20 protein-coding genes and 1 tRNA gene are annotated in these 21,036 nt (G+C 65.6%); 10 read left to right on the top strand and 11 right to left on the bottom strand.

Annotation, left to right across the window (positions count from 1 at the left end; translation table 11 throughout):
• Window positions 1-86: 86 nt before the first annotated feature.
• The 3 genes from OG558_RS35595 to OG558_RS35585 all read right to left on the bottom strand — a co-directional run bounded on the left by OG558_RS35595 (window position 87) and on the right by OG558_RS35585 (window position 4,973).
• Complete coding sequence (locus OG558_RS35595; RefSeq protein WP_405066906.1) at window positions 87-2,825, bottom strand: TrlF family AAA-like ATPase; 2,739 nt, start codon at window positions 2,823-2,825, stop codon at window positions 87-89.
• A gap of 168 nt (window positions 2,826-2,993) precedes the next feature.
• Window positions 2,994-3,140, bottom strand: coding sequence for a hypothetical protein (locus tag OG558_RS35590; protein WP_405066905.1), 147 nt, complete (start codon window positions 3,138-3,140; stop codon window positions 2,994-2,996).
• 453 nt (window positions 3,141-3,593) lie between these two features.
• Window positions 3,594-4,973 carry a Shedu immune nuclease family protein gene (locus OG558_RS35585; protein ID WP_405066904.1) on the bottom strand — a complete coding sequence of 460 codons (1,380 nt, stop codon included), beginning with the start codon at window positions 4,971-4,973 and terminating at the stop codon, window positions 3,594-3,596.
• Window positions 4,974-5,317: 344 nt separating this feature from the next.
• On the opposite strand from OG558_RS35585, the gene OG558_RS35580 reads away from it, so the two are divergent.
• The gene (locus tag OG558_RS35580; RefSeq protein WP_405066903.1) at window positions 5,318-6,616 is read left to right on the top strand and encodes a Shedu anti-phage system protein SduA domain-containing protein; all 1,299 of its coding nucleotides are present in this window, start codon (window positions 5,318-5,320) and stop codon (window positions 6,614-6,616) included.
• A gap of 321 nt (window positions 6,617-6,937) precedes the next feature.
• Here the strand turns inward: OG558_RS35580 and OG558_RS35575 are convergent, their stop codons facing one another.
• Window positions 6,938-7,270, bottom strand: a complete 333-nt coding sequence (locus tag OG558_RS35575) for a DUF2116 family Zn-ribbon domain-containing protein (RefSeq protein WP_405066901.1) — start codon at window positions 7,268-7,270, stop codon at window positions 6,938-6,940.
• A 466-nt stretch (window positions 7,271-7,736) separates the two neighbouring features.
• Here OG558_RS35575 and OG558_RS35570 point away from each other — a divergent pair, with 466 nt between their 5' ends.
• A complete protein-coding gene (locus OG558_RS35570) occupies window positions 7,737-8,546 on the top strand; it encodes a 1-aminocyclopropane-1-carboxylate deaminase/D-cysteine desulfhydrase (protein WP_405066900.1) in 810 nt (269 codons plus the stop codon).
• 3 nt (window positions 8,547-8,549) lie between these two features.
• Here OG558_RS35570 and OG558_RS35565 read toward each other — a convergent pair whose 3' ends face one another.
• Window positions 8,550-9,305, bottom strand: a complete 756-nt coding sequence (locus OG558_RS35565) for a hypothetical protein (RefSeq protein WP_405066899.1) — start codon at window positions 9,303-9,305, stop codon at window positions 8,550-8,552.
• Between the two features lie 213 nt (window positions 9,306-9,518).
• On the opposite strand from OG558_RS35565, the gene OG558_RS35560 reads away from it, so the two are divergent.
• Together OG558_RS35560 and OG558_RS35555 are read left to right on the top strand one after the other, a co-directional pair.
• Window positions 9,519-9,731, top strand: a complete 213-nt coding sequence (locus OG558_RS35560; RefSeq protein WP_405066898.1) for a hypothetical protein — start codon at window positions 9,519-9,521, stop codon at window positions 9,729-9,731.
• A 67-nt stretch (window positions 9,732-9,798) separates the two neighbouring features.
• A complete protein-coding gene (locus OG558_RS35555; protein ID WP_405066897.1) occupies window positions 9,799-11,748 on the top strand; it encodes a recombinase family protein in 1,950 nt (649 codons plus the stop codon).
• Here the strand turns inward: OG558_RS35555 and OG558_RS35550 are convergent.
• Window positions 11,730-11,815, bottom strand: a tRNA-Leu gene (locus tag OG558_RS35550). The genes OG558_RS35555 and OG558_RS35550 overlap by 19 nt on opposite strands.
• A gap of 151 nt (window positions 11,816-11,966) precedes the next feature.
• Here OG558_RS35550 and OG558_RS35545 point away from each other — a divergent pair.
• Both OG558_RS35545 and OG558_RS35540 read left to right on the top strand, forming a co-directional pair.
• Window positions 11,967-12,776, top strand: a complete 810-nt coding sequence (locus OG558_RS35545; protein WP_329476737.1) for a maleylpyruvate isomerase family mycothiol-dependent enzyme — start codon at window positions 11,967-11,969, stop codon at window positions 12,774-12,776.
• A 9-nt stretch (window positions 12,777-12,785) separates the two neighbouring features.
• The gene (locus OG558_RS35540) at window positions 12,786-13,274 is read left to right on the top strand and encodes a VOC family protein (RefSeq protein WP_329476740.1); all 489 of its coding nucleotides are present in this window, start codon (window positions 12,786-12,788) and stop codon (window positions 13,272-13,274) included.
• Here OG558_RS35540 and OG558_RS35535 read toward each other — a convergent pair.
• The 3 genes from OG558_RS35535 to OG558_RS35525 form a co-directional block, all read right to left on the bottom strand.
• A complete protein-coding gene (locus OG558_RS35535; protein WP_405066896.1) occupies window positions 13,260-13,937 on the bottom strand; it encodes an endonuclease V in 678 nt (225 codons plus the stop codon). The two genes, OG558_RS35540 and OG558_RS35535, sit on opposite strands and share 15 nt — an antisense overlap.
• A gap of 126 nt (window positions 13,938-14,063) precedes the next feature.
• Window positions 14,064-14,564, bottom strand: a complete 501-nt coding sequence (locus tag OG558_RS35530; protein WP_405066895.1) for an alpha/beta hydrolase family protein — start codon at window positions 14,562-14,564, stop codon at window positions 14,064-14,066.
• Window positions 14,554-14,793: a hypothetical protein gene (locus OG558_RS35525; RefSeq protein ID WP_329476746.1), complete on the bottom strand. Its 240-nt coding sequence runs from the start codon at window positions 14,791-14,793 to the stop codon at window positions 14,554-14,556. The genes OG558_RS35530 and OG558_RS35525 overlap by 11 nt, the downstream gene beginning before the upstream one ends.
• 107 nt (window positions 14,794-14,900) lie before the next feature.
• Here OG558_RS35525 and OG558_RS35520 point away from each other — a divergent pair, with 107 nt between their 5' ends.
• Genes OG558_RS35520 through OG558_RS35505 form a run of 4 tightly spaced genes read left to right on the top strand, consistent with a single transcriptional unit; the run spans window position 14,901 to window position 17,901 of the window.
• Entirely contained in the window at window positions 14,901-15,566 is a 666-nt protein-coding gene (locus OG558_RS35520) for a hypothetical protein (RefSeq protein WP_405066894.1), read from the top strand.
• A gap of 9 nt (window positions 15,567-15,575) precedes the next feature.
• Window positions 15,576-16,124, top strand: coding sequence for a DUF6529 family protein (locus OG558_RS35515; RefSeq protein ID WP_405066893.1), 549 nt, complete (start codon window positions 15,576-15,578; stop codon window positions 16,122-16,124).
• An 11-nt stretch (window positions 16,125-16,135) separates the two neighbouring features.
• Window positions 16,136-16,531, top strand: coding sequence for a Rieske (2Fe-2S) protein (locus OG558_RS35510; protein WP_329476752.1), 396 nt, complete (start codon window positions 16,136-16,138; stop codon window positions 16,529-16,531).
• A gap of 38 nt (window positions 16,532-16,569) precedes the next feature.
• A complete protein-coding gene (locus tag OG558_RS35505) occupies window positions 16,570-17,901 on the top strand; it encodes a M20/M25/M40 family metallo-hydrolase (RefSeq protein ID WP_405066891.1) in 1,332 nt (443 codons plus the stop codon).
• Here OG558_RS35505 and OG558_RS35500 read toward each other — a convergent pair.
• The gene (locus tag OG558_RS35500; RefSeq protein ID WP_405066890.1) at window positions 17,892-20,330 is read right to left on the bottom strand and encodes a glycosyl hydrolase; all 2,439 of its coding nucleotides are present in this window, start codon (window positions 20,328-20,330) and stop codon (window positions 17,892-17,894) included. The genes OG558_RS35505 and OG558_RS35500 overlap by 10 nt on opposite strands.
• A 32-nt stretch (window positions 20,331-20,362) precedes the next feature.
• Entirely contained in the window at window positions 20,363-21,004 is a 642-nt protein-coding gene (locus OG558_RS35495; RefSeq protein WP_329476758.1) for a lysoplasmalogenase, read from the bottom strand.
• Between the last annotated feature and the right edge of the window lie 32 nt (window positions 21,005-21,036).

The raw sequence follows: 21,036 nt of genomic DNA, 5'->3' as shown, positions 1-21,036 counted from the left end.
ACACGCACCTTAACCACACGCCTGGAGCTTGACGTGGATCCTGCGAGTCAGACCCCCTGATGGCAGGTTGGACGTGGCAACCTCGGTCATGTGTCGGTGGGGCCGATGAGTCGGCGGTATCGGGTCTTGATGGCGTCCTCGCCGCCTTCGAGGATTACGCAGACGTTTGCCTTGACGGCCCGAACCTGGAGTGTGCCTTCGGTCTCTATCTTGGGAAGAGATTCTCCGTGCTCGAGTACGAGAATATTCTCGGCGGCGGACGTGACGACGATGTTCGCGTTGTGTGTCGAGACGATGATCTGTCGCCGGGTTTTGATGTTCTTGAGGGTTTCGACCGCGAGTTGCTTGATCAGCTTGTTCTCGAGATCATCCTCAGGCTGGTCCAGCAGGAGCGGATCGGTGCCCATCTGGAGGATGACGGTGAGGAGAGCCGCCGTCTTCTGACCGGGAGATCCTTGATCGACGGGCGTGAAATTGCCGCCCTCGGTTTGGCGGTACTGGACGGCGATGAGGTCTTCTGGAAACCAGAGCATGATGTTCGTGACCAGGTCGAACGTGTCGGCAGCAGCGAGGCGACTGTAGAAGCGGGCGTCAACCTTGAGGGACAGCCCGATCTCGGAGTCGGCGCCTCTTTCCACTAATTCGACGAGAGCTGCCCTGAACTCGTCCACCTCGTTCGGGAAACGTGGATCCTTCGGCTGTTGTTTGAGCAGAGATGCAGCGATGCCGTCCTGGCCGAACGCTGACTCGAACGACTCCGGGCAGTTGAGGAGAGCGCGAAGTCCAGCTCCGATGGTTGCGACATCGCCTTGTTCATGAACGTTCACGCGCGTGTGGGTGGCCGTAGCGTTGAGCTGCCTGGCGAACTCCTGACGCCGTCCGAAGAGCTCGCTTCTTTTCGAGGAAAGTTCCTGCATGAGTTGGGCTATCGCCGCGTCCTGTTCCTGACGCCTTTCAGCGGAACTCTCGACCTCCCGGAGCTCGGCCTGCAGTTCAGCTTCCCGCTGCCGATCCGCCTGCGTCTGCTCGGCATCCGCGTGGAAGGCGCCGCTCTGCTCGGCCAGCCAGGCGTTGAGCTCCTCAACTCTTGCTTGCCATGACGCCGAGGTCGCTTCGCTCTGCCACGATGCGCGCGCGGTCGCCAGAGCAGTCGCAGCCTGCTCGAGCAGATCTGCGGCGATGGTGAACGAGGTTGCCCTGTCAGCGTAGTCGGTCACCTGCAGGACATCAGTCACGAGGCCGCGCAACTCACTGGCGTGGGTACCGAGGTTCTGCTCGATACTTTCGGCCTGGTCTTCGGCCGTCGTGGCATCTCTGATCCGGGCCTCGGTTGCCGTCAGTTCATCGTATTGTGGGGTCGATTGAAGCTCGGCCAGGCGGTGCAGACGACCCTGCACTTCTTCGAGCTGGCCTCGGATTCGGTCGGACTTGTCCGCCTCTGCCAGCAGTTGGCGGAGCTTGTTGCGCTCACCCTTGAACTTGAGTTGGAGTTCCTCGTACTCGATGTCCCATTCGCTTTTCTGGATCGGTGGCATGTCGTCGAGGATCGTCAGGAAGCTTCGTGGGGAGGTCGCGAGCTCGTAGATTTGCTTCTGACTGAACACCCGAATCGGGACACGGTCGAACACTCGGCCGGCTTGTGCCTGCCAGGTGCCTCCTTCTAGGACCTCGAGGACTGACTTGTGGGGCTCGTCCCCTGACCAGGTGACTCGAAGCAGACGGTCATCCTTCGTGTATTCCACGACGATCCGCGTCTTGCCGTCCCACCACCGTTCGCTGGGATCTGCGGAGGGCTGGAACCGCTTCAGGTCCACGGCGACCGACCCCGCCAGCTCATGGCTGCGGCCAAGGGCCAGCCGGAGCAACTCGACAAGCGTTGACTTGCCGACTCCACGTCCGCCGATGAGGCAGTTCAGCCAAGGGCCGAAGCGGTAATCCTCGGTGACGCCATCGTGCTCGACCCAGATTCTGTCGATGTGTCCGTGCCCTGTGTTGTTCGGATCGATGTCACCGCGCCGGGATCGTCGAACGGAGTGGATGGGATCGGTCAGAGCGAGCCGAAAACCTTCGAGGTCGAGGGTCTCTGCCTTGATGAGGGTCGTGTGAGTGCCCGGCGCTTTCGCGACGACCTCATCAGGACAGCCGTCGGTGGTCAGGTGAGGTGCGTCGGATCCCAGAACAGGAACCCACCCCACCCGCTCGGCCTCGCCGACGTTCCCGTCGTCGACGACCTCAACGGCGAGGATGGACTCCGACGCGATGAGGGCTTCGAGGTCCCGGGAGTCGATCTTGAACACGCCCCGAAACTGGTCGGCGTGCGCGGGCACGCAGATCCCTCCCTGGGTGACGATGACCGCGGCCGCGTCGAGGACGGTCTTGTTCGCGGTTCCGTCGCTGTGCCCGCGCGTTCCGGTGAACTCACAAAGGGTCAGTACCCGATTGACGACTTCGGCGTCGCAGGTCGGGTCGAATATCCCGAGGATGTGAGTGCCGCCAGTTACTGTCAGCTCGACGCCTGGAAAGATCACGAACGGAGGAAGCTCCGGGCTCTCTCGGCGCAGCTCTGCCAGAGCCTGCCGGGCCTGATCGATCCCTGCGTGCGAGTTGTGGTCCGTGACGACGAGGCCGTCTAGTCCCGCGTCGATGTAGGCACGGATCCACTCCTTGAACGACGGCTTGAGCGCCTCGTTTGCGTGACCTTCGGTGCCCCCGTAGTCGAAAGACTCGGGTGAGTGGGCGTGGATGTCGATGCTCCACCACCGCGCTCCTGCCTGCTGCCGCGCCAGGCCGTCTGAGGCGTCATTGGCCCCACTTGTAGAGATCACTGCGTCCCTTCCTGACGGCCGACGATTCGGCCGTTTCCAACCAGATCCGGGGGGGCGTGCGGATCCGCCTTCTAGGTGCCCCGTACATCGAGAACGGACACAAAGCGTTACATCCCGTCTCCGGTCCGCCGGATGTCCTCGACGACTAACGAGTCGAGCCGCATTAAGTCATCTCGCCACCGATGGGTGGCCGGCGAAGTAGACGGCGTCGATGCTGGGTTCGCTGTCGATGATGGTGAAGTCGGTTCGGGTCTTAGGGGTGAGGGTGCCGGTGTCGGTGGGGCCGGCCTGGCGGGCGGGGCAGAGGGAGGCCATGCGGAGGGCTTCGTCGGTGGGACGCCGATGAAGTGGACGTAGCCTCGGATGGCTCGGGCCATGGTGAGGGCGCTGCCGGCGAGGGTGCCATCCATGGTTTCGGAGCGGCCGTCGCGGTGGTGGATCTCAAACTCATCGAGGCGGAATTCGGCCGATAGGCATCCTTCAAGCAAGGAGCGAAGTCCTCATAGGTCAGGAGTCCACCGAAGCGGGGGACAGTCGCGAGGAACCGTCGCCACCTATGAGCAGTTAGCCGCCATCGACTCAGCCACCTATGGCCCTCTGCCCGGCACAGCACGCCACGTGCTGGCGGACCCCAGATGAGGGATTCGGATTCGGGCGGGATCATTGCGATTTGTGCCAGCTCTTTGGCATTGGGCTCACACCTCTGTGGGTGCCTCAAGCCCAGCTCGGTACAGCCGCCTGCGGAGTTCGAGGCCCAGCTGGTCCAGGTCACCGTCCGGGCGAGGCAGGTGGAGCCGATAGGTCGTCATCGGGCGCGAGGTAGTCGCGTAGTAGCTGGAGTTGGCGAAAGAGCTCGTCGTACGTCACCACGCGGACTCCCGATAGGTGCTCGCGGAACAGCTCGAACGACTTCTGCTTGTCGGCGGTCGTCAGTTCGTCTGTCCGTCCCGCGACGACGAAGCATCTCGGCGCAGTGCTCACCCAGGACGCGCCAGGCGTCCTTGCTTGCGTGTCCTTCTCGTTTTTGGTCAGTTGCAGCGCCTGATCGAGCACTTGGGTGACGGATTTGGTGATTTCGGATGAGACACCGTATACACCCTCGCGGTAGGCGCGGGCGTTCATGAGGCGGGTACTCGGTCTCTTGATCTCGACCAAAGCCGCGTTGTTCGTTGTTGGGCTCTGGAACAGATAGTCAGCGATCTTCTTGCCTTTGGCCGAGTTGCCCCCTTTGCCTATGGGGACCTGGGAGCTGACGAAGACTGTTGGTCCGCCGAAGAGCAGTTGGAGCACGAACACGTTCTCCTCGAAGTATCTCTGCCACCAAGGCTCGTTGTGACCGGCGTCGAGTCCTGCTTCGTAGGTGCGCAGGAGCTGATCGAGGTTGACCAGCTCGATGTCACGCTGGAGACGAACCACGCGGTGCGGTGTCCTGGTTGCGAGCTCGGCCGCGCTTGCGGCCGCGGCCGCAAGCAGCTCCTCCTCTTCCCTGTCGGTGAGCGCGGTATCTCCGGCTGCGATTTTTGTCATCCACTTCGTGGTCGGGTGTCTGCCCTCTGAATAGTGCTTTTCATCGAGGTCCAAGACCTCGGCGAGAGCGTTGTGGGTGAGGGCGTCCTTGACACGGTGGATCGCCATGCCGCCCCGGTTTCCAATCCTATTCAGCTCTGACCGGATTGCCTCGAAGTCCGCGATCTTGAACCGGAACGTTCGGCCGCTGACGGTGGTGCTCTGCGAATGCGTGAATTCGAGCGTGTCGCAGTCGGTGTGGGCCTCGATGAGATCGATGACTACGCCGTAGTCCTTGATCAGACCAAGTCCGTACTCAGGGTCCCTGATGAATCCGGAGGGGAGGAAGTCCTCGAGGAGGTCGATCAGGTCGATCTCGATGTCCTCGTAGTCGTCGAATGGGAGCGTAATAGCTCTGATCTTTGTGTACTTCGGGCCGAGGTAGTCCGGGTGTCCCGGGAGCGTGTTGAGTGGGAAGATCCGCACTACGCCGTTCTGCGGATCCGTCTCGATGATCTTGACGCTGACGAGCTGGTGCTGCCCTGGATCGCCATCATCGATCGGCTCCTTCGGTACGAAGTGCCCTTCTATGCCTGTCGCGGCGTCATGAATCTCGAACGAACCGCGCTCGCCGGACTCCATCCCAAAACGTGCCACGGGCCATCAACTCCTCGACTTGTATGGCATCGGCGACTGAGGGCCACTGATGCGTTGACTGTACTTGCCAGGCGTCGAAATCGGACAGGCGAGGGATGCACGCGAAGCAGCGGTGTTGGTGTGTTGCCGTCGATGATGATGGACATTCGGGCAAGTGCGAGGGCTCGGCGCGGCCGGTGGCGACGAGCAGGCGAATGCCGCACTCGGTGCGCGAGCGGCTGCTCATTTCGATGGGTCGTGGGCAGCGGCAGACCTGCAAACACTTGCTTGATTGGCAGCCGGCTTATGCAAGTGCAGACTTCCTGGCGTTGGGCGCCTATTGTTGGTGAATGGATCTGGACCTCGACTGGGACTCGCCGTTGCGGACTCGACGCGGTGCTCCGAGGCAGTTGCGGGGGATTCGGCTCTTCTATGACTTCGTGTGGCGCGATGTCTTTTCCAGTGGGCGAGCGCACTTCAAGAACGGTTTGGTCCTGGCTCGTACGGTCCAAAGCAGGGCGCCCGAGGGCTTGGAGCCGGCGTTGCTGCTCACCAGGAGATCCGATGTTCCGCAAGGATTTCGGCAAACCTCCACCCACTTCCTCTACATTCTCAACATCGACGAGTATCGTCAGGCGCAAGGCAACCCGGCACTCTCGTATCTCGCCAATCATTTGGCCGTTGATGCGACGGAGATCCATGAGTTTGCCGACCTGGCTCAGTTCGGTGACCCGGAGAGGGTGCGGTCGCTGCTCATGCGTCACATAAAGCTGGACGATGTCGTATCTTGGCTCAACGAGGACGTAGATCGCCCGGAGTTGCTCGCGGAGCTTGTGAATATTGGCACGAAGAGCTCCGCGACGATGGACGACGTCGTTGATTCAGTGCTCGGCCTGGGTGGTCTGGGCGAGGAAGATATTCGCAAGCTGGTCGAGCTGACGGTCGGCCTGACCAGCACAGAACATCGTGCCGACCTGCTGCGGGGTGCGATGTCCGATGAAGAAGGCCGTCGCGCCGCAGGGATGGTTCTGGGTGAGCAGATCGCTGAGCGAATTGCCGACGCCGGCCATGTGGTCGATGCATACGAAGAATTGTTGCGTGCTGATAATACAACCGAGACCGAGATGCAGAAGTTCTTGGCAGACAATCCCCTGATATTCGGCCTCGAGTACGTGACAATTCGCCCTCAGACTCGCGGCCCAAGCGGCTCGATGGACTTCATCCTCGAGCGGATCGATGGATACAACGATCTTGTCGAGCTGAAGAGTCCCGGAGACGCCATCATCAAGGTGTCTTCGCGGGCAAACGAGACGGGCAGTCCGAGCCCGCACAACTACAGCCTGAGCTCGGGGCTCTCCCAAGCGGTGGCGCAGGCCATGGCCTACCGTGACCGACTGACTCGCTTCGCCGATGTGGCGATCGAGCTTCACGGCATCTCCAATCCAAGAGATCCTCGACTGCTCATCGTCCTCGGGCGGTTCGACCGGCTCTCCCCCGATGTTCAGTTCGTCCTCCACGAGCTGAACAGATCACTCGTCCGAGCCCAGATACTTCCCTACGACCTACTGGCTCGGCGTGCTCGTGCGATTCTCGGCAATGTCCGCAGCTACCTCGTCGCGGCCAAGGAGCATGCCGACCTGCCGACGTGACGGGGAGACGAAGACTCTCGTCAGGACGTGCTGCGGCTGTGGAAGGTCCGTGTCGTCCAAGACGGCTAATGCCGCCAAATGCATGGCAGGCTTGCTCTTTCGGTCAAATTTGGCGCCGTAGTCGTTGAGCAGCGCCGGCCGAGCAGTCCCGAGTCGAGCCACAAGGCGAGTCATTCACAGTCTGCCGTGCTGTCACAACCCACTCGTATCCCTGCTCGACATTCGCCGACCGGACAGGTGAGGTGATGAACGGCCGCCTCGTGCGGCATCGCCGAAGCTCCGCCTAACAGCGCATCTCGTGCGCCGACTCGTGCCCGGCGTCTACATCAGATGCCACCTGCGGTATGGGTTTCGGGCCGACAACCTGCGAGCCTGCGCGCGTCTTAGTGCGTCGCGGAGGGTTGTGTTCGCGTCCTGAAGTTCGGTGACTTGGCGCCGCAATCTGTCGATTTCCACGAGGAGCGCGGTGACGTGTTCGGCCTCGATTGCTTCTGCTGAGCGGACCCGTTTGCGGCTTCGCCAGTGGCGGAGGCGGCAGCGATCTGAGCAGAAGCGTTGGTCGGATCTGGCCGCGGTGTAGGTGTCGCTGCAGTGCTCACAGACGTGTCGGCGCGCGGTCAGATCGCGCCCGAACGGGGGTGGAAGGTCGTCCATGGATGCTCAACGTGCGTCCCGCGAAGGTGCCGGAATACTCGTTGCACTTCTCTGACACGCCTCGGATGCCAGAAGTGTGACGGCGTTGGGTATGCCGCTTTGGCTCGATGGTCGCGTTGGCGTGCTGGTCGGCGGTGCGTTGTGGGCTGGTGGCCTGGCGAGTCGTGACTGTGGTTCGACCGCCATGGGCAGTACTCGAAGGTCGTCGCTCAGTCGTTCAGGTGCTGAGTCGGCGGGGGAGCTGGTCGGGGGACAGCCTGGTGTTGATGGTGATGTCGACGCGAAGCGGCAGGGAGGGTTGTTCGCCGAGCACGGCCGTTGTTGGCCCCAGGACCGGGGGAGCAGGTTGGTGCTGACGTGTCATGCTGGCGTGGTGGAGGATGGGCTGACCGCGGAGCTTCAGTTGCCGTCGCCGGTGGTTGAGATTGAGGATGACCGGTTGAGGGCTGCGGAGGTGCGGGTTCTGTTGAAGCGGGATGATCTGATTCATCCGGAAGTGCCTGGTAACAAGTGGCGGAAGTTGAAGTACAACATCGCGACTGCTCGGGAGTCGGGGACCGAGACTCTGCTGACATTTGGTGGGGCGTACTCGAATCACATTCGGGCGACTGCTGCGGTCGGGTCGTACTGCGGCTTCAGGACGATCGGGGTGGTCCGTGGTGAGGAGCATCTGCCGCTCAACTCGTCGCTTCGGTACGCCGTGTCGCGCGGTATGCGGCTGACATACGTCGATCGGACGACGTACCGGGCGAAGACCTCGGACGCTGTGGTCGAGGCGCTGCGTCAGGAGTTCGGCGACTTCTATCTGATACCCGAGGGCGGCAGTAACGCCGACGCGGTCCGGGGATGTGCCGAGTTGCCGGCGGAGCTGAATGCGTCAGTCGACGTCGTGTTCTGTGCGGTCGGTACCGGAGGGACGCTCGCAGGTGTGGCTGCAGGAGTGCGACCCGACCAGTTGGTGATCGGGGTTCCGGTCCTGAAGGGTGGCGCGTTCCTTGAGGGCGACATCGTTGGGCTGCAAGAGCAGGTGTACGGCGCACGTACCGGGTCGTGGCGGCTCGAATGTGATTACCACTTCGGTGGATATGCGAAGCGGAGCCGGGAGTTGGGCGAGTTCATCGATGACTTCGAGGCGCGGCATGGTTTGCGGCTGGACTGGGTTTACGAGGCGAAGATGATGTACGCGTTGTTCGACCAGGTGGCTCGCAACGCGTTCGCGAGAGGCGCGACGATCGTGGCCTTGATCAGCGGCTCCGGCGATGTGCCGGACATCTGATGGCTAGGCGTCCAGCCACTCCAGGTGCCAGTCTCCTGAGTTGACGATGAAGTTCTTGCCGAAGCCGAGCCAGCGGCCGTTCATGCCGCGGGCGTGTGGGCTGACGACCAGTTGGATGGTGCCGTGGTAGACCGCGCCGCGGTAGTAGCCGGTGGGTGCGGTTCGTTCGTTCCAGGTTCCGGTGGCGATGGCTCCGTTGACGGACAGGTCGAGTGTGAGTCGTGATTCGCCATCGGCGGGATCGGTGGTGCCATGGAGCCGGCTGCCGGTGTGGTGGAGGCGGATCTTGTGCTCGCCGTGGAGGTTCGTGTCACGGCCGGTGGAGAAGTAGCTGTACTGGGAGAGCCAGAGTCCGTTGAGGTTGCCGCTTGTGGCTCGCGCTGCGTCGAGGTTGGAATAGTCGGCCAGGTCGACGACGAGGTCGGCGACGGCGCACTGGTAGAGCTCGGCTAGCCGGGCGAGGACATCGAGGGAGGGGGAGTAGCCGGTTGGTGCGGGCCATTGCTCCCAATAGGAGAAGTTCTTGAAGGTCTTCGGGTCGTCCGGCCAGTGATGGTTCCATTGTTCGGCTGCGTCGCGCTGGCTCCAGTCGTGAGCGAGGCGGAACGACACCCGTGGATTCACGCCGTACCCGTCGGCGAAGGCGTCGGCGATCTCGACCCAGGTTGATCCCTGGGCGCGCAGTTCGGCGGCCCAGTTTCGTCGCTCCTGGCGCAGACTGCTCGCCCTCGCGGGACGCTTGCCAGCGTTGATGCTCATGCGTCCCATGGTGTCACAACCTCCCCGTTACGCGGGGAGGTTTGAGGCAAATGGTCACTGGCTGTCTCGGTGGTTCCTACGCGCTGCTGGCGGCAGATTTGGAGCACGGTCAGGGCGTTGGGTGAGCCCCGAGCGTGCGCCGGGCGGTGTGCGGTTCTCCTGCCCCGTCGCCCTGGCCGATCCAAGCGGGAGCTGTGATCGGAGGACGGGGAAGTGGACGTGACAAGGCAGCGGACGCGGGAGTGGCCGGTGCTGCGTTCGGCGCAGGAGTTGGATTGTGACGGCCGGAACCTTCGCAGCGATGAACCGTGCGTCCTCGGATATCACCAGGGTCCGCATCGGGACGAGGCCGGCGATGAGTGGCTCGATGACGGTGACCTCGCGCGGCCGGACTGGCTCGAGGATTCGTTCGGCAAGCGCGCCTGAGGCGTGCAGTAGGCCAAGACCACTGACGAGCGTTGCGAAGTTTTGATCACTCTGTGTAGCTCATGCGTTGAGCTGGCATGGAGAAGCCAGGTACGGACGGTACGAACAAGTCGCGGGTCCGGGTGAGGTTGCCGAACAAACCACCGCTGCTTTATCCACAGGCGGCTCGTGTGCTGCGCCGGATCGTTGTACGACTGGCACAGGCGAGGCGCGGGACCGACAACGCCTCTCAGCCGGAGGAGAAGGCATCTTGAGCGACGAGGGTATCGATCCATGGGCGACTCTGGATGAGCTGCTGGGCACGGAGGCGCTGCCTGATCATCCGACGGACGGCGGCGTTGGACGGCTAGCGTTCTATGGGCGGTGCTCGACCGAGGACAACCAGGACCCGAAGACGTCGAAGGCCTGGCAATTGGGGGAGGCGACGCGGTTCGTTGAGCCACTCGGCGGCGTGATTGTGGAGGAGTTCTTTGACATCGGACAGTCCCGCTCGTTGCCGTGGGAACGACGAGACGAAGCCAATCGCGCGTTGCAGGCTTTGAAGAACCCGAATCGCGGATGGGACGGACTGGTCGTCGGCGAGGCGACTCGATGCTGGTTCGGCAACCAGTTCAGCCTGACCTGGCCGAAGTTCGATCGGTACGGCGTATCGCTCTGGATTCCCAGTCTCGGTGGTCGGTTCGATGCTGAGAACACGGTGCACGACATGGCGATGACGATCACGGGTGGTCTGTCGAAGTCGGAGCGGCAGCATGTGCAGCGCCGAGTTCGAGCTGCGATGGCAGCTCAGGTGCTGATCGACGGCAAGCATCAGGGCGGGCGAGCGCCGTACGGCTATCAGGTCGTCGACGCGGGACTGCATCCCAACCCGCGGAAGGCGCAGGAGGGCTACCGACTGCGAGTTCTTGCCATCGACGAGGTGGCAGCTCCGGTCGTCCAGCGGATCTTCGAGCTGTACCTGGAAGGCACCGGTCACAAGGGCATCGCGCAGTTGCTGAACGCTGAGAACGTCCCGTGCCCCGCGGCCCACACTCCTGAGCAGAACCGGCATCGTTCCGGCGACGGCTGGCAGGGCTCGACGGTGAGGGCGATCCTGTGCAATCCGCGATACACGGGCTATGCGATCTATGGCAGGTGGCAGAAGGTCGAGGAGTTGCTTGACCCGGACGATGTCGCGGCGGGTCATGTCGTGAGGTTCAAGCGCTCGCCGGCGTCCAAGATCGTGCGATCGCGCGAGCCGGCGCATCCGGCGATCGTGTCGGTCGAGCACTTCACGCGGGTGCAACTCGAGATGTCCGCGCGTGCCGGGGCGAGCATGTCAGAACGGGCTCGGATGAACAGGACGCGCGTCACGTCGTCGCACTCCTATGTCTTGCGGAGGCGGATCCGGTGCACGATCTGCGGACGGAGAATGGAAGGTTCCTACCGGTCGCATGCGACGTTTTGCCGGTGCCGCGCACGCAGTCTTGCTCCGGGATCACCCGCGCTGCAGGGGCACCCACCGAATGTGTACCTGCGCGAGGACCATCTGACCGCCAAGATCAACTCCTGGGTCGCGCGGTTGTTCGATTCAGCTCATGTCGACAGCACTGTTGAGGCGTTGGCCGACGCGAACGAACTTGCACGCAGTATTGAGACCCAAGCGCAATCGTTCAGGCGCCGCATCGCGGCCGCGGAGTCGACGATGGAGCGCCTGCGGCGGGCGATCGAGGTCGGTTGGGATCCGGAAGCACTTACTGAGCAGTACAACGGGGCAGTGGCCGAGAAGCGGGCGGCGCAAGCAGGTCTGACGGCGATCGATCCGGTGCCTCGACTGACGGCAGGCGATATGTGCGCGATGGTGACGCACCTCGGTGACATGGCGAACGCGCTGGACCGGGCGGACCGTAACGATCTGGCCGAGCTGTACGACGCTTTGGGCCTAGCGATTGCTTATGACCACCGACTGCAGGTCGCGGAGGTGTCGATTACTCCCGCCCTGCGTGGGGTTAAGAAGTGTGTCCGAGGGGGGACTTGAACCCCCACGCCCCGCGAAGGGCACTAGCACCTCAAGCTAGCGCGTCTGCCTATTCCGCCACCCGGACGAGTGGTCGCCCCGCCTCAGCGGTGCTGACCGGAGAACAGTAGCAAACTCCAGGGGTGGAATTCACATCGGGCGGGCGGGGTGGTGACGAGGGGGTGGGGAGAGCGTAGTTTGAAATTCAAGGAGCGGCTCGTGGTGGGAGGTGAGCGGGCATGAGCGGGTGGAACGGCATGTCCTTCGAGGGCAAGGAGACGATGCTCGGGGTGGTGCGGCGAGAGGCCGGACAGTTCTTCGAGATGGTGGACTCCGACGACGTCTGGGAGGCGCCGACCGGGGCCGGGCACTGGCAGGTGCGGGACGTGGTGGCCCACATCACTGACACGACGGAGGCGTACTTCGTCGCCTTCGACGCGGCTCGAGCCGACCAGGAGCTGCCGGAGGCGTACGGGTTGCCGGGGATGGCTGCGCGGGTGGACACACAGGCGCTGGCGCTGCGGTCGGTGCCGCGGACCGAGTTGGTCGAGCGGCTGCGTACGGACTTCGACAAGATGATGGAGATCTTCGACGCGCTGGGCCCAGACGAGTGGACCGGGTTCAACGTCCCGCACTTCTACATGGGTCCGCTGCCGGCGTTCTTCTTCCCGGCGTTCCAGCTGATGGACTACGGCGTCCACTCCTGGGACATCCGGCAGGGGACCGGCCGGGCCCACGGGCTCTCGGGCGAGGCGGCGGATCTCCTCGTACCGTTCATGTTCGTGCTGTGGAAGTACACGACCGGCGCCAAGGACCCGTGCGAGCTCGGCATCCGGATCACCAGCGGCCCGAACGCCGGCGACACGCTGGTGCGAGTCGGCCCGGACGGCATGGACTACGAACCGGGGGACGCGACCGGGCTGCCGACCGTCCTCGAGTTCGACCCGGGCAGCTTCGTGCTGACCGCGTTCGGCCGGAGCAACGCCGGCACGATCCGTGGCGACCGCGCGATCGCCGACCGTTACCTGAACCTGTTCTTCCGGATCTGAGGGGATCGCATGACCGATATCGACCTGCCCGCGATCGAGGCCGAGCGCGACCGGATCAGGACGACGTACCTGACACCGGGCGGGAAGAGTTCCGCGCGCGGGCTGCATCACACCGCGCTGCTGAGTGCGGACGTCGAGCGCACGGTCAAGTTCTACCAGGAGGTGCTCGGGTTCCCGCTGACTGAGATCGTCGGGAACCGCGACTACGAGGGGTCCAACCACTTCTTCTTCGACATCGGGAACGGGAACCTGCTCGCGTTCTTCGACTTCCCCGGGCTCGATCTCGGTCCGTACGCCGAGGTGCTGGGCGGACTGCATCACCTGGCGATCTCGGTGGAGCCGGCGCAGTGGGAGCGGCTGAAGCACAACCTGGACGAGGCCGGCGTCGAGTACTTGGAGGAGAGCGGTACGTCGATCTACTTCCGCGACCCCGATGGCGCCAGGATCGAGCTGATCGCCGACCCGCTGGGCGAGATGTACGGCCTAAAGGTGCTCTGACCCGCGAGCGCGGCGGGCGGACCGGCGGGCCTGCCGTAACGGCTCGGGCGTCCGGTGGCCGCCGAGCGACGCCGAGACGATCCGGATCGCTGTGGGCAGGTCGGTTCGCCAACCCGGGTGCACCACCAGCGGGCGGGTGCCTTTCCTCGTGCGGAGCCAGGCCGCGACCTGGTCGGTGCCGATCGTCAACGGTGAGGTCGCGCCACGCTCGTCGGCCGGCCAATCTCCGGAGGCGGTCAGCGGGCGATGCGTGACACCGACTGTGGGCAGGTCCAGGACGGCGCCGAGATGCAACGCCAGCCCGGCCTGTCGCGGGTGATCGCGTCCCGTCGCGTCGAGGAGCAACACGGCGGGCCTGGGGCGCAGACGTCGTACGACGTCCTCCCACAACGGACCCACGCGGAGGGCGAGCAGTCCCGGGATGTAAGGACCCGAGGCGTGACCGGTCACCAGCTCCTGCCCGACGACGCGACCGCGATCCAGGACGAGCGCGGCGGCCCAAGCGCGGTCGCCGGCCGAGCCCGGACCTGTCGATCCGCGAGGGAAACAGACCCAGATACCGCCGATCAGAAGGCGGTCCGGCGGAGTCCACAGTGTGGGTTGCGTGTGCGCAAGCTCCTGCTGCCGCGAGATCAGTTCGCCGGGCTCGGTCGGCCAGGTCATAGGTGGGTGCGGAACCAGTCGCGGGCCAGTTCGGCGACGTGTTCGAGGGTGCCGGGTTCGGTGAAGAGATGGGTGGCGTCGGCAACGATCTCGAGGCGGTTGACGCAGCGTAACTGCGTTTGGGCGTCACGATTGAGGCTGAGTACGTCGGTGTCCAGCTCGCCGACGACCAGGAGAGTGGGTGCCGTCACATCGGCAAGCCGCGCGCCGGCCAGGTCGACTCGTCCGCCCCGGGGAGACCACCGCGCGCACGTCGTCGGAAGCGCTGCCGGCCGACCACACCGCGGCGGCGCCGCCGGTACTCGCGCCGAAGTATCCGACCGGGAGATCGCCGATGTCGTCGCGCCGCTCGGCCCACTCGTGGGCAGCTGTCAGTCGCTCAGCCAGCAACGGGATGTCGAAGACGTTCCTTCGATCCTGCGCCTCCACCGGGGTCAGTAGGTCGAACAGCAGGGTGGCGAGGCCGGCCCGGTTGAGGACGTGGGCGACGTACTTGTTACGAGGGCTGTGACGGCTGCTGTCGCTGCCATGGGCGAAGATCACCAGACCAGCCGCAGCCCCCGGCATGGCCAGATCCCCGGGCAGTTCCATGCCGTGGGCGTCGATGACGACCTGTTCAATGTTCATGTCCGTCGGCCGAGGGCTCGCCGGCCGGGTGCTCCACCAGCGCGATCACCCGGGCGGAGATGAAGCGGGCGGTGCGGATCGGCGTACCGGAGCGGGTCACCTCGACCACCTCGGTGACATTGCGGCTGGTGGTGACCTCGACCCGGCGACCGGCCTTGGTCGCCGTGATCTCGTACGCCGACGCGCCGTTGCCGGTGTCGACGACGATCTCGACCCGATCGCCCTTCATACACCCAACGTACTCGTCTCATCCGGATCCCGACGGGCTCCGGCCTCAACCGTTGACCGGGCGTGCGCCGGGCGGGATCCTCGGATCAACGCTCCGGGGGAAACGAGATGGGGCAACGCAGTCCGTTGGTGACGCTTGCGGCGACAGCCGTGGGTCTCGTCGTCCTGCTCGTGGTGGACAGCACCCAGACCGGCCCGGCCCCGGCCTACACCTCGACCGCGCCGGTGACGAGTACGCCGACAACCACGGCACCCGCGACCACACCGCCGCCGACGCCAGCAGCGGCGCCGCAGCAGACCGTCACACCGCAGGCGCAGCGGACCATCGTCTACGCCGGAAGGACGACGAAGCGTGAGGCCTCGGTCGCAATCGCGGTCAAGGGCGATCGAGCCGTCGCCTACGTCTGCGACGGGCGTCGGCTGGAGGCCTGGCTGACCGGCACGTTCACAACGGGTCAACTCGCACTGCGCTCCCGCACCGGCGAACGGCTCGTCGGCCGGGCTACCGCGAAGTCAGCGGTTGGCACGTTCACGTTACGTGGCCGCACGCTGCACTTCGCGATCAGCGCGGCTGGTCCGCCGGCCGGCCTGTACCGGTCGGCGAGCAACAGCAGGACCATCGGGTGGATCGTGCTGCCGGACGGCAGTCAGGTCGGCGTCGACAACGACGGGACGCCGGCAGCGGCGCCGCGGCTCGACCTGGCGAGCCGGGTGGCGAGCGTCGACGGCGTGCAGGTGACGGCGCAGTCGATCACCGGTGACGAGACGTTCTGAGGAGCGGATGTGACGACGACACCGGTTCACCAGGTCACGAGGGTCGGGATCCCACTCGCGGTCGGGGCCGCGGCCGCCGTCGCGCTCGGCGTCTACGGCCGGGTCCACGATCCCACCGGCGTCGCGATCAACGTCGCGGGCTTCTCGAGCTTCCAGTCCGTGAAGGCCTGGATGGCGACCCTCGCCCTGCTGCTCGGCCTGGTGCAGGTGGTCTCCGCGATGGCCCTCTTCGGACACTTCAAGGGGCTGGCCGGGCGCGCCTGGGTCGGCCCGCTCCACCGCTGGTCAGGCCGTGCCGCGGTCGCGGTCACCCTGCCCGTGGTCGCGCACTGCCTGTACGCATTGGGATTCCAGTACGGCGAACCGCGCGTACTGATCCATTCACTGCTCGGCTGCTTCTTCTACGGCGCGTTCGTCGCGAAGATGCTCACGCTCAGTCGCAAGGACGCGCCGTCGTGGCTGCTGCCCGTGGCCGGCGGTGCCGTGTTCACCGCCCTGGTCGGGCTGTGGCTGACCTCGTCGCTGTGGTTCTTCACCACGTTCGGCATCATCCGTTGAAGGGACCACCTGTGGCTGAGACCAGTCGCCGTACCTTGCTCGTCGCCGCCGGACTGGCGACCGTGACCGGCTGCGCCAAGTACGGCGAACCCAAGAGCACGCCGGCCCCGGCGCCGGCCAACGCCATCCTCGGTAAGACCGAGGACATCCCGGTCGGCGGCGGGGTGATCTTCGCGCCGAACCAGGTGGTCGTCACGCAGCCGACCAAGGGCAGTTTCAAGGCGTTCAGCTCGATCTGCACCCACCTGGGCTGCCCGGTCGCGACGGTCGCGGACGGCACCATCAACTGCGACTGCCACGGCAGCAAGTACGCGATCGCCACCGGCGCCGTAGTCGCCGGACCGGCGCCGCGACCACTCCCGCCCAAGCAGATCACCATCTCCGGCGACTCGATCACCCTGACCTGACGACGATCTGACCGACCCGGTGGGGGAGGATGGGTCGCATGACTTCTCCGACGCCGAGCGACCGTACGTCGTACACCCCCGACGCCGAGGTGGTGGAGCTCTGCAGTGAGCTGATCCGGATCGACACCACGAACTACGGCAACGGCAAGAGCAACGGTGAGCGGGTCGCCGCCGAGTACGTCGCGGCCAAGCTGGACGACGTCGGGATCGAGTCGACGATCTATGAGTCCGAGCCCGGCCGGGCCACTCTGGTCGCGCACTGGGAAGGCGAGGACCGGTCCGCCGATCCGCTGCTGGTGCACGGCCACCTGGACGTCGTACCGGCCGATCCCAAGGACTGGAAGGTCGACCCGTTCGCCGGGGAGATCTTCGACGGGTGCGTCTGGGGCCGCGGCGCGGTCGACATGAAGGACTTCGACGCGATGGTGCTGTCGGTGGTCCGGGCGCGGCAGCGGGCCGGGGTGAAGCCGCGGCGGCCGGTGCGGCTCGTCTTCACCGCGGACGAGGAGGCCGGCGGCGTGTACGGCGCCCAGTGGCTGGTCAACAACCACCCAGACACCGTTGCCGACTGCACCGAAGGGATCGGCGAGGTCGGCGGGTTCTCGGTCACGCTGAAGGACGACCTGCGGCTGTACCTGATCGAGACCGCCGAGAAGGGCATGAACTGGATGCGGCTCAAGGCCCGCGGTACGGCGGGCCACGGGTCGATGGTCAACACCGACAACGCGGTCACCAACCTGGTCGAGGCGGTCACCCGGATCGGCACGCACGAGTGGCCGCTGCGGGTCACGCCGACGGTCCGGGAGTTCCTGAAGACGCTGGAGGACGTGCTCGAGATCGAGCTCGACCCGGACGACATGACCGCGACGCTGGCGAAGCTCGGGAGCTTCAGCCGGATGTTCGGCGCGACGGTCCGCAACAGCTCCAACCCGACGATGCTGAACGCCGGCTACAAGGTGAACGTGATCCCCGGCGACGCCGAGGCGCACATCGACGGCCGGTTCCTGCCCGGATACGAGGACGAGTTCTTCGCCACCATCGACGAGCTGCTCGGTGACAAGGTGCGGCGCGAGACGGTCGTCGAGGACATCGCGCTGGAGACCGAGTTCAGCGGTGGCTTGGTCGAGGCGATGAAGGCCTGCCTCGCGGCCGAGGACCCACAGAGCCGGACCGCACCGCTGTTGATGTCGGGTGGTACGGACGCCAAGTCGTGGAGCCGGCTGGGAGTGCGCTGCTTCGGATTCGTACCGCTGCAGCTGCCGCCGGACCTCGACTTCATGGGCATGTTCCACGGCATCGACGAGCGGGTGCCGACGAGCGCCCTGGAATTCGGTTCCCGGGTCCTGGACCGCTTCTTCGATCAGGCCTGATGCCGCAGGACCACCGTCGGTGGGTTGAGCAGACCTGAGTTCAGGAAGTCGGCGGCATGCTCGACGTCCTGGAGGTCGAAGCGGCGTCCGTACTGAGCGGTGACGGATTCGACCAGCGGCGCGAGGTGATCGTCGGCCGCCAAGGCATTGGCCGCGGTGTTGTGGACGACGATGCGCAGCTCGTTCGGTCCGGGCTGCGCCGCGTGCGTCAGGTCGACGCGGTACGGCGGCGCCCAGAGCGTGCCGCAGAGGGTGTCATTGAGCCAGATCTCGGCGGCGACTCCGATCGGCGGCACGAGCATCGCCCGGTAGGAGTGCGCCGGCAGATAGGTCTCGGCCTCGGCCGGCACAGCCTGGCCGGCGCCGAAGTCGAGCAGCACCCGCATGGTCGCTTCCAGATCAGGCAGCTCGATCGAGGTCTGGTAGGTCGCGGAACCCGAGTACGCCGCTCGGCCGGGATCGTCCTCCCATCGGTGCGGGAGCGTCACGGGCGTGGTCTCATCGGCGAAGCCGACCATCCACGCCCCTCCGCCCGAGCCGACCGTCACCTCTTCCACCGCGACTCGGTCTGCCGACGAGCTAGTTGGGACGAGGACGGTCGCCTCGTATGCGTCCAACGTCACCTCTGCACCGTCGATGACCGTGACCGCGCCGGTGAACGGATCCCACTGCTCAACCGGCCCCTCGTAGCGGACTGTCCGCGGCTCGTTGCCGGTGTTCGCCACGAAGTACACGTCACCGTCGTCCAATCGCCGGTGCACCACCCCGACGTCGTCCGGCGCTCTCACCGGTGCGGCCGGCAGCGCCGCCGACGGGTCGCTGACCACCGAGCCGCCGGCCGCGCGGACCGCGTCGAGCCAGCGTGTGGTTGCCTCCGGCAACGTCGCGTCCGCGGGTACGACGACCAGCGGCACGCCGGCCGGGTCGATCACGGTGAGCGCGTCGTCGTCGATCAAGTCGAAGTCGACTCCCGCCGACCGGATGATCCGCGGGATGTCGTCGCCGATCAACCGTCGGACGGTCCGGTACAGATTCACCGATCCGTGCATCTCGGCGTACGCGTCAGAGGCCGGCACGTAGACCTTGACCGGCCGGACCGGTGTTCCCTGCTGCAGCAACCAGGACAAGCGGTGCAGATAGCCGAAGAGATCCGTTGCCACCGGCCACCAAGGGTTGCGGTCGTCGAGCGCACCGGCGGCGTAGAAGATCCAGCCCAGCCCGGGTGCGCCGGACGGCGAGTACGGCCAGCCGTGTCCGATCAGCTGGTTCACCCCGGACAGGAAGTGCTCGTGCGCCTCGCCCTTGAGATCTAGCGGGGTCGCGCGGAACGACGGCGAGTGGACCCAGGTCCAGGCCTCCGCCGACACGACCGATCGGCCGTGGATGCTCGCGGCCGACGACGCCCACCGCGTCTCCGGGATGCTCGTCCACCCCCAGCCCTCGCCCTCGAACAGGTCGGCGAAGCGGTAGCTGCTCATCGTCGCGGGCGGTTCGCCGTAGCTCTGGATCCGGAACGGTACGCCGTGCCCGGCCGCCCAGCGCTGGAAGACCGCGACGAAGTTCTCCTCGTACAACTCCGACAACGTCCGGTGGAAGTCGATGCGCAGTTGCCTCGAGCCGGTCGTGTCGACGAGCAACTCGTACAACCGCGGCCGCAAGTCGTATCCCCGCCGACGGCCGAACTCCTCGAGGATGCCCACCGTCCAGTCGGCCTGATACACCTCCAGGCTGTCGCAGAACACTGATCCGACCAGCTCCGGCGTGGCCGCCATCAGCAGCGGTTCCACGACACACCTGATGTGTTCGGCCGCCGCAGCCGCCGAGTAGTGATCGAGCACCGGCCCTTCCGCGCCCGCCGCGGCTCGCTTCACGTTCTGCCCGGTAAGGCGCGAGGACGCGATCAGCACCTCACGCGGCCCGTTGCCCCGCGGCACCCGGATCGTGCCGTCGCTGACCGGAAGTTCGACGTAGGACGTGGGCACACCCCCTGACCCTTCGCCCACGAACGCCGCGACGACCTCGTCTCCTGGCCACGCCGCCACCGCCGGTACGTCGTACGCCTCGGGGCCGATCTCACGCCGGTCCCAGCAGAGCCGGCGGGCGGCCAGGTCCGGTCCGATATGCCCGCCGCCGAAGGGCCAGCCGCTACCCAGCGTCAGATCGAACCTCAGCCCCAACTCGCGTGCCGTCCTCGCGGCATGGCCTACGTCATCGAGGAACTTGTCCGAACCGAAGGGCGTGTCGACCGAGCCCAGGGGATAGACGAAGGCGACCTCGACCCCGCCCAGCCCGGCCGCGGCCATCGCCCGCAGTTGGCGGTCGAGCTCACGCCAGTCCACCGACGGCCCGAACCACCACCATCGCATCATCGGCCGCCCCTCGGGCGGCGGTGTCCGGAACTGGCTTCGTACGTCGTCGACGGTCGCCACCCGATCACCCCATCGCGATCCGCGACCAGAGGTCAACGCCTATGACCACTACCGGTCAGATCCGGTCGCGATGCGGTGATGCCGGAGGTGAGGAGGTACTGACCGATCGCGTACGACGACATCACCAGCGCACCGCGTCCCGGGAAGTCGCGGCCGGCCATCCGCAGCGCGATCAGCGTGTCGGAGATGAAGAACAAGGTGCCGCCGAGGCCGCTGCGCGGGCTGTGCCAGCGTGAGGCGATCGCCGTTGCCGTGAGCAACAACGCGTACACCGCGACGGGGACGCGCTGACCGCCCAATCCGGGGGAGAGCGCCGCGATCAGCGCCGCCCAGAGCGCGCCGTACGCGGCGAGCACGCGCCACGACCGTTGCGCCGGGTTGGCGAGGAAGACCGCCAGGTAGCAGGCGTGGGCGGCGGCGAAGGCGGCCATGCCGGCCAGTTGGAGATCGGTCTCGAGGAGGAGGTCACCGGCGGCCGACGCCAGCAAGGCCGCTTGGAGGAGTGGCGGTGCGTCCTGGGTCCGCGACCATGACCACAGCAGTGGCATGAGCGGCACTTTGCTGGCCTGCTTGAGGATCTTGACGTCGAAGGCAACGGCCGCCACCTGCACGACCGTCGTACCCCAGAACGCCGTCAACAATCGCCGGTCACGCGCCAACCCCCGCAGGTTCATACGTCCGAGTCTGCCGTACGGCGGGCCGCGGC

Source organism: Kribbella sp. NBC_01510, from assembly GCF_045040325.1.
Taxonomy (GTDB): Bacteria; Actinomycetota; Actinomycetes; order Propionibacteriales; family Kribbellaceae; genus Kribbella.
The sequence above is the reverse complement of the archived record's forward strand: the minus strand, read 5'-3'. Positions and strand labels throughout refer to the sequence as shown.

What these genes read in the sequence shown, in the direction of transcription:
- OG558_RS35580 (WP_405066903.1), top strand. Translation starts at nt 5,318, where the DNA reads ATGGATCTGGACCTCGACTGGGACTCGCCGTTGCGGACTCGACGCGGT.
- OG558_RS35495 (WP_329476758.1), bottom strand. Translation starts at nt 21,004, where the DNA reads ATGAACCTGCGGGGGTTGGCGCGTGACCGGCGATTGTTGACGGCGTTC.
- OG558_RS35530 (WP_405066895.1), bottom strand. Translation starts at nt 14,564, where the DNA reads ATGAACATTGAACAGGTCGTCATCGACGCCCACGGCATGGAACTGCCC.
- OG558_RS35540 (WP_329476740.1), top strand. Translation starts at nt 12,786, where the DNA reads ATGACCGATATCGACCTGCCCGCGATCGAGGCCGAGCGCGACCGGATC.
- OG558_RS35590 (WP_405066905.1), bottom strand. Translation starts at nt 3,140, where the DNA reads ATGGCCTCCCTCTGCCCCGCCCGCCAGGCCGGCCCCACCGACACCGGC.
- OG558_RS35585 (WP_405066904.1), bottom strand. Translation starts at nt 4,973, where the DNA reads ATGGAGTCCGGCGAGCGCGGTTCGTTCGAGATTCATGACGCCGCGACA.
- OG558_RS35535 (WP_405066896.1), bottom strand. Translation starts at nt 13,937, where the DNA reads ATGACCTGGCCGACCGAGCCCGGCGAACTGATCTCGCGGCAGCAGGAG.
- OG558_RS35520 (WP_405066894.1), top strand. Translation starts at nt 14,901, where the DNA reads ATGGGGCAACGCAGTCCGTTGGTGACGCTTGCGGCGACAGCCGTGGGT.
- OG558_RS35525 (WP_329476746.1), bottom strand. Translation starts at nt 14,793, where the DNA reads ATGAAGGGCGATCGGGTCGAGATCGTCGTCGACACCGGCAACGGCGCG.
- OG558_RS35575 (WP_405066901.1), bottom strand. Translation starts at nt 7,270, where the DNA reads ATGGACGACCTTCCACCCCCGTTCGGGCGCGATCTGACCGCGCGCCGA.
- OG558_RS35565 (WP_405066899.1), bottom strand. Translation starts at nt 9,305, where the DNA reads ATGAGCATCAACGCTGGCAAGCGTCCCGCGAGGGCGAGCAGTCTGCGC.
- OG558_RS35545 (WP_329476737.1), top strand. Translation starts at nt 11,967, where the DNA reads ATGAGCGGGTGGAACGGCATGTCCTTCGAGGGCAAGGAGACGATGCTC.
- OG558_RS35505 (WP_405066891.1), top strand. Translation starts at nt 16,570, where the DNA reads ATGACTTCTCCGACGCCGAGCGACCGTACGTCGTACACCCCCGACGCC.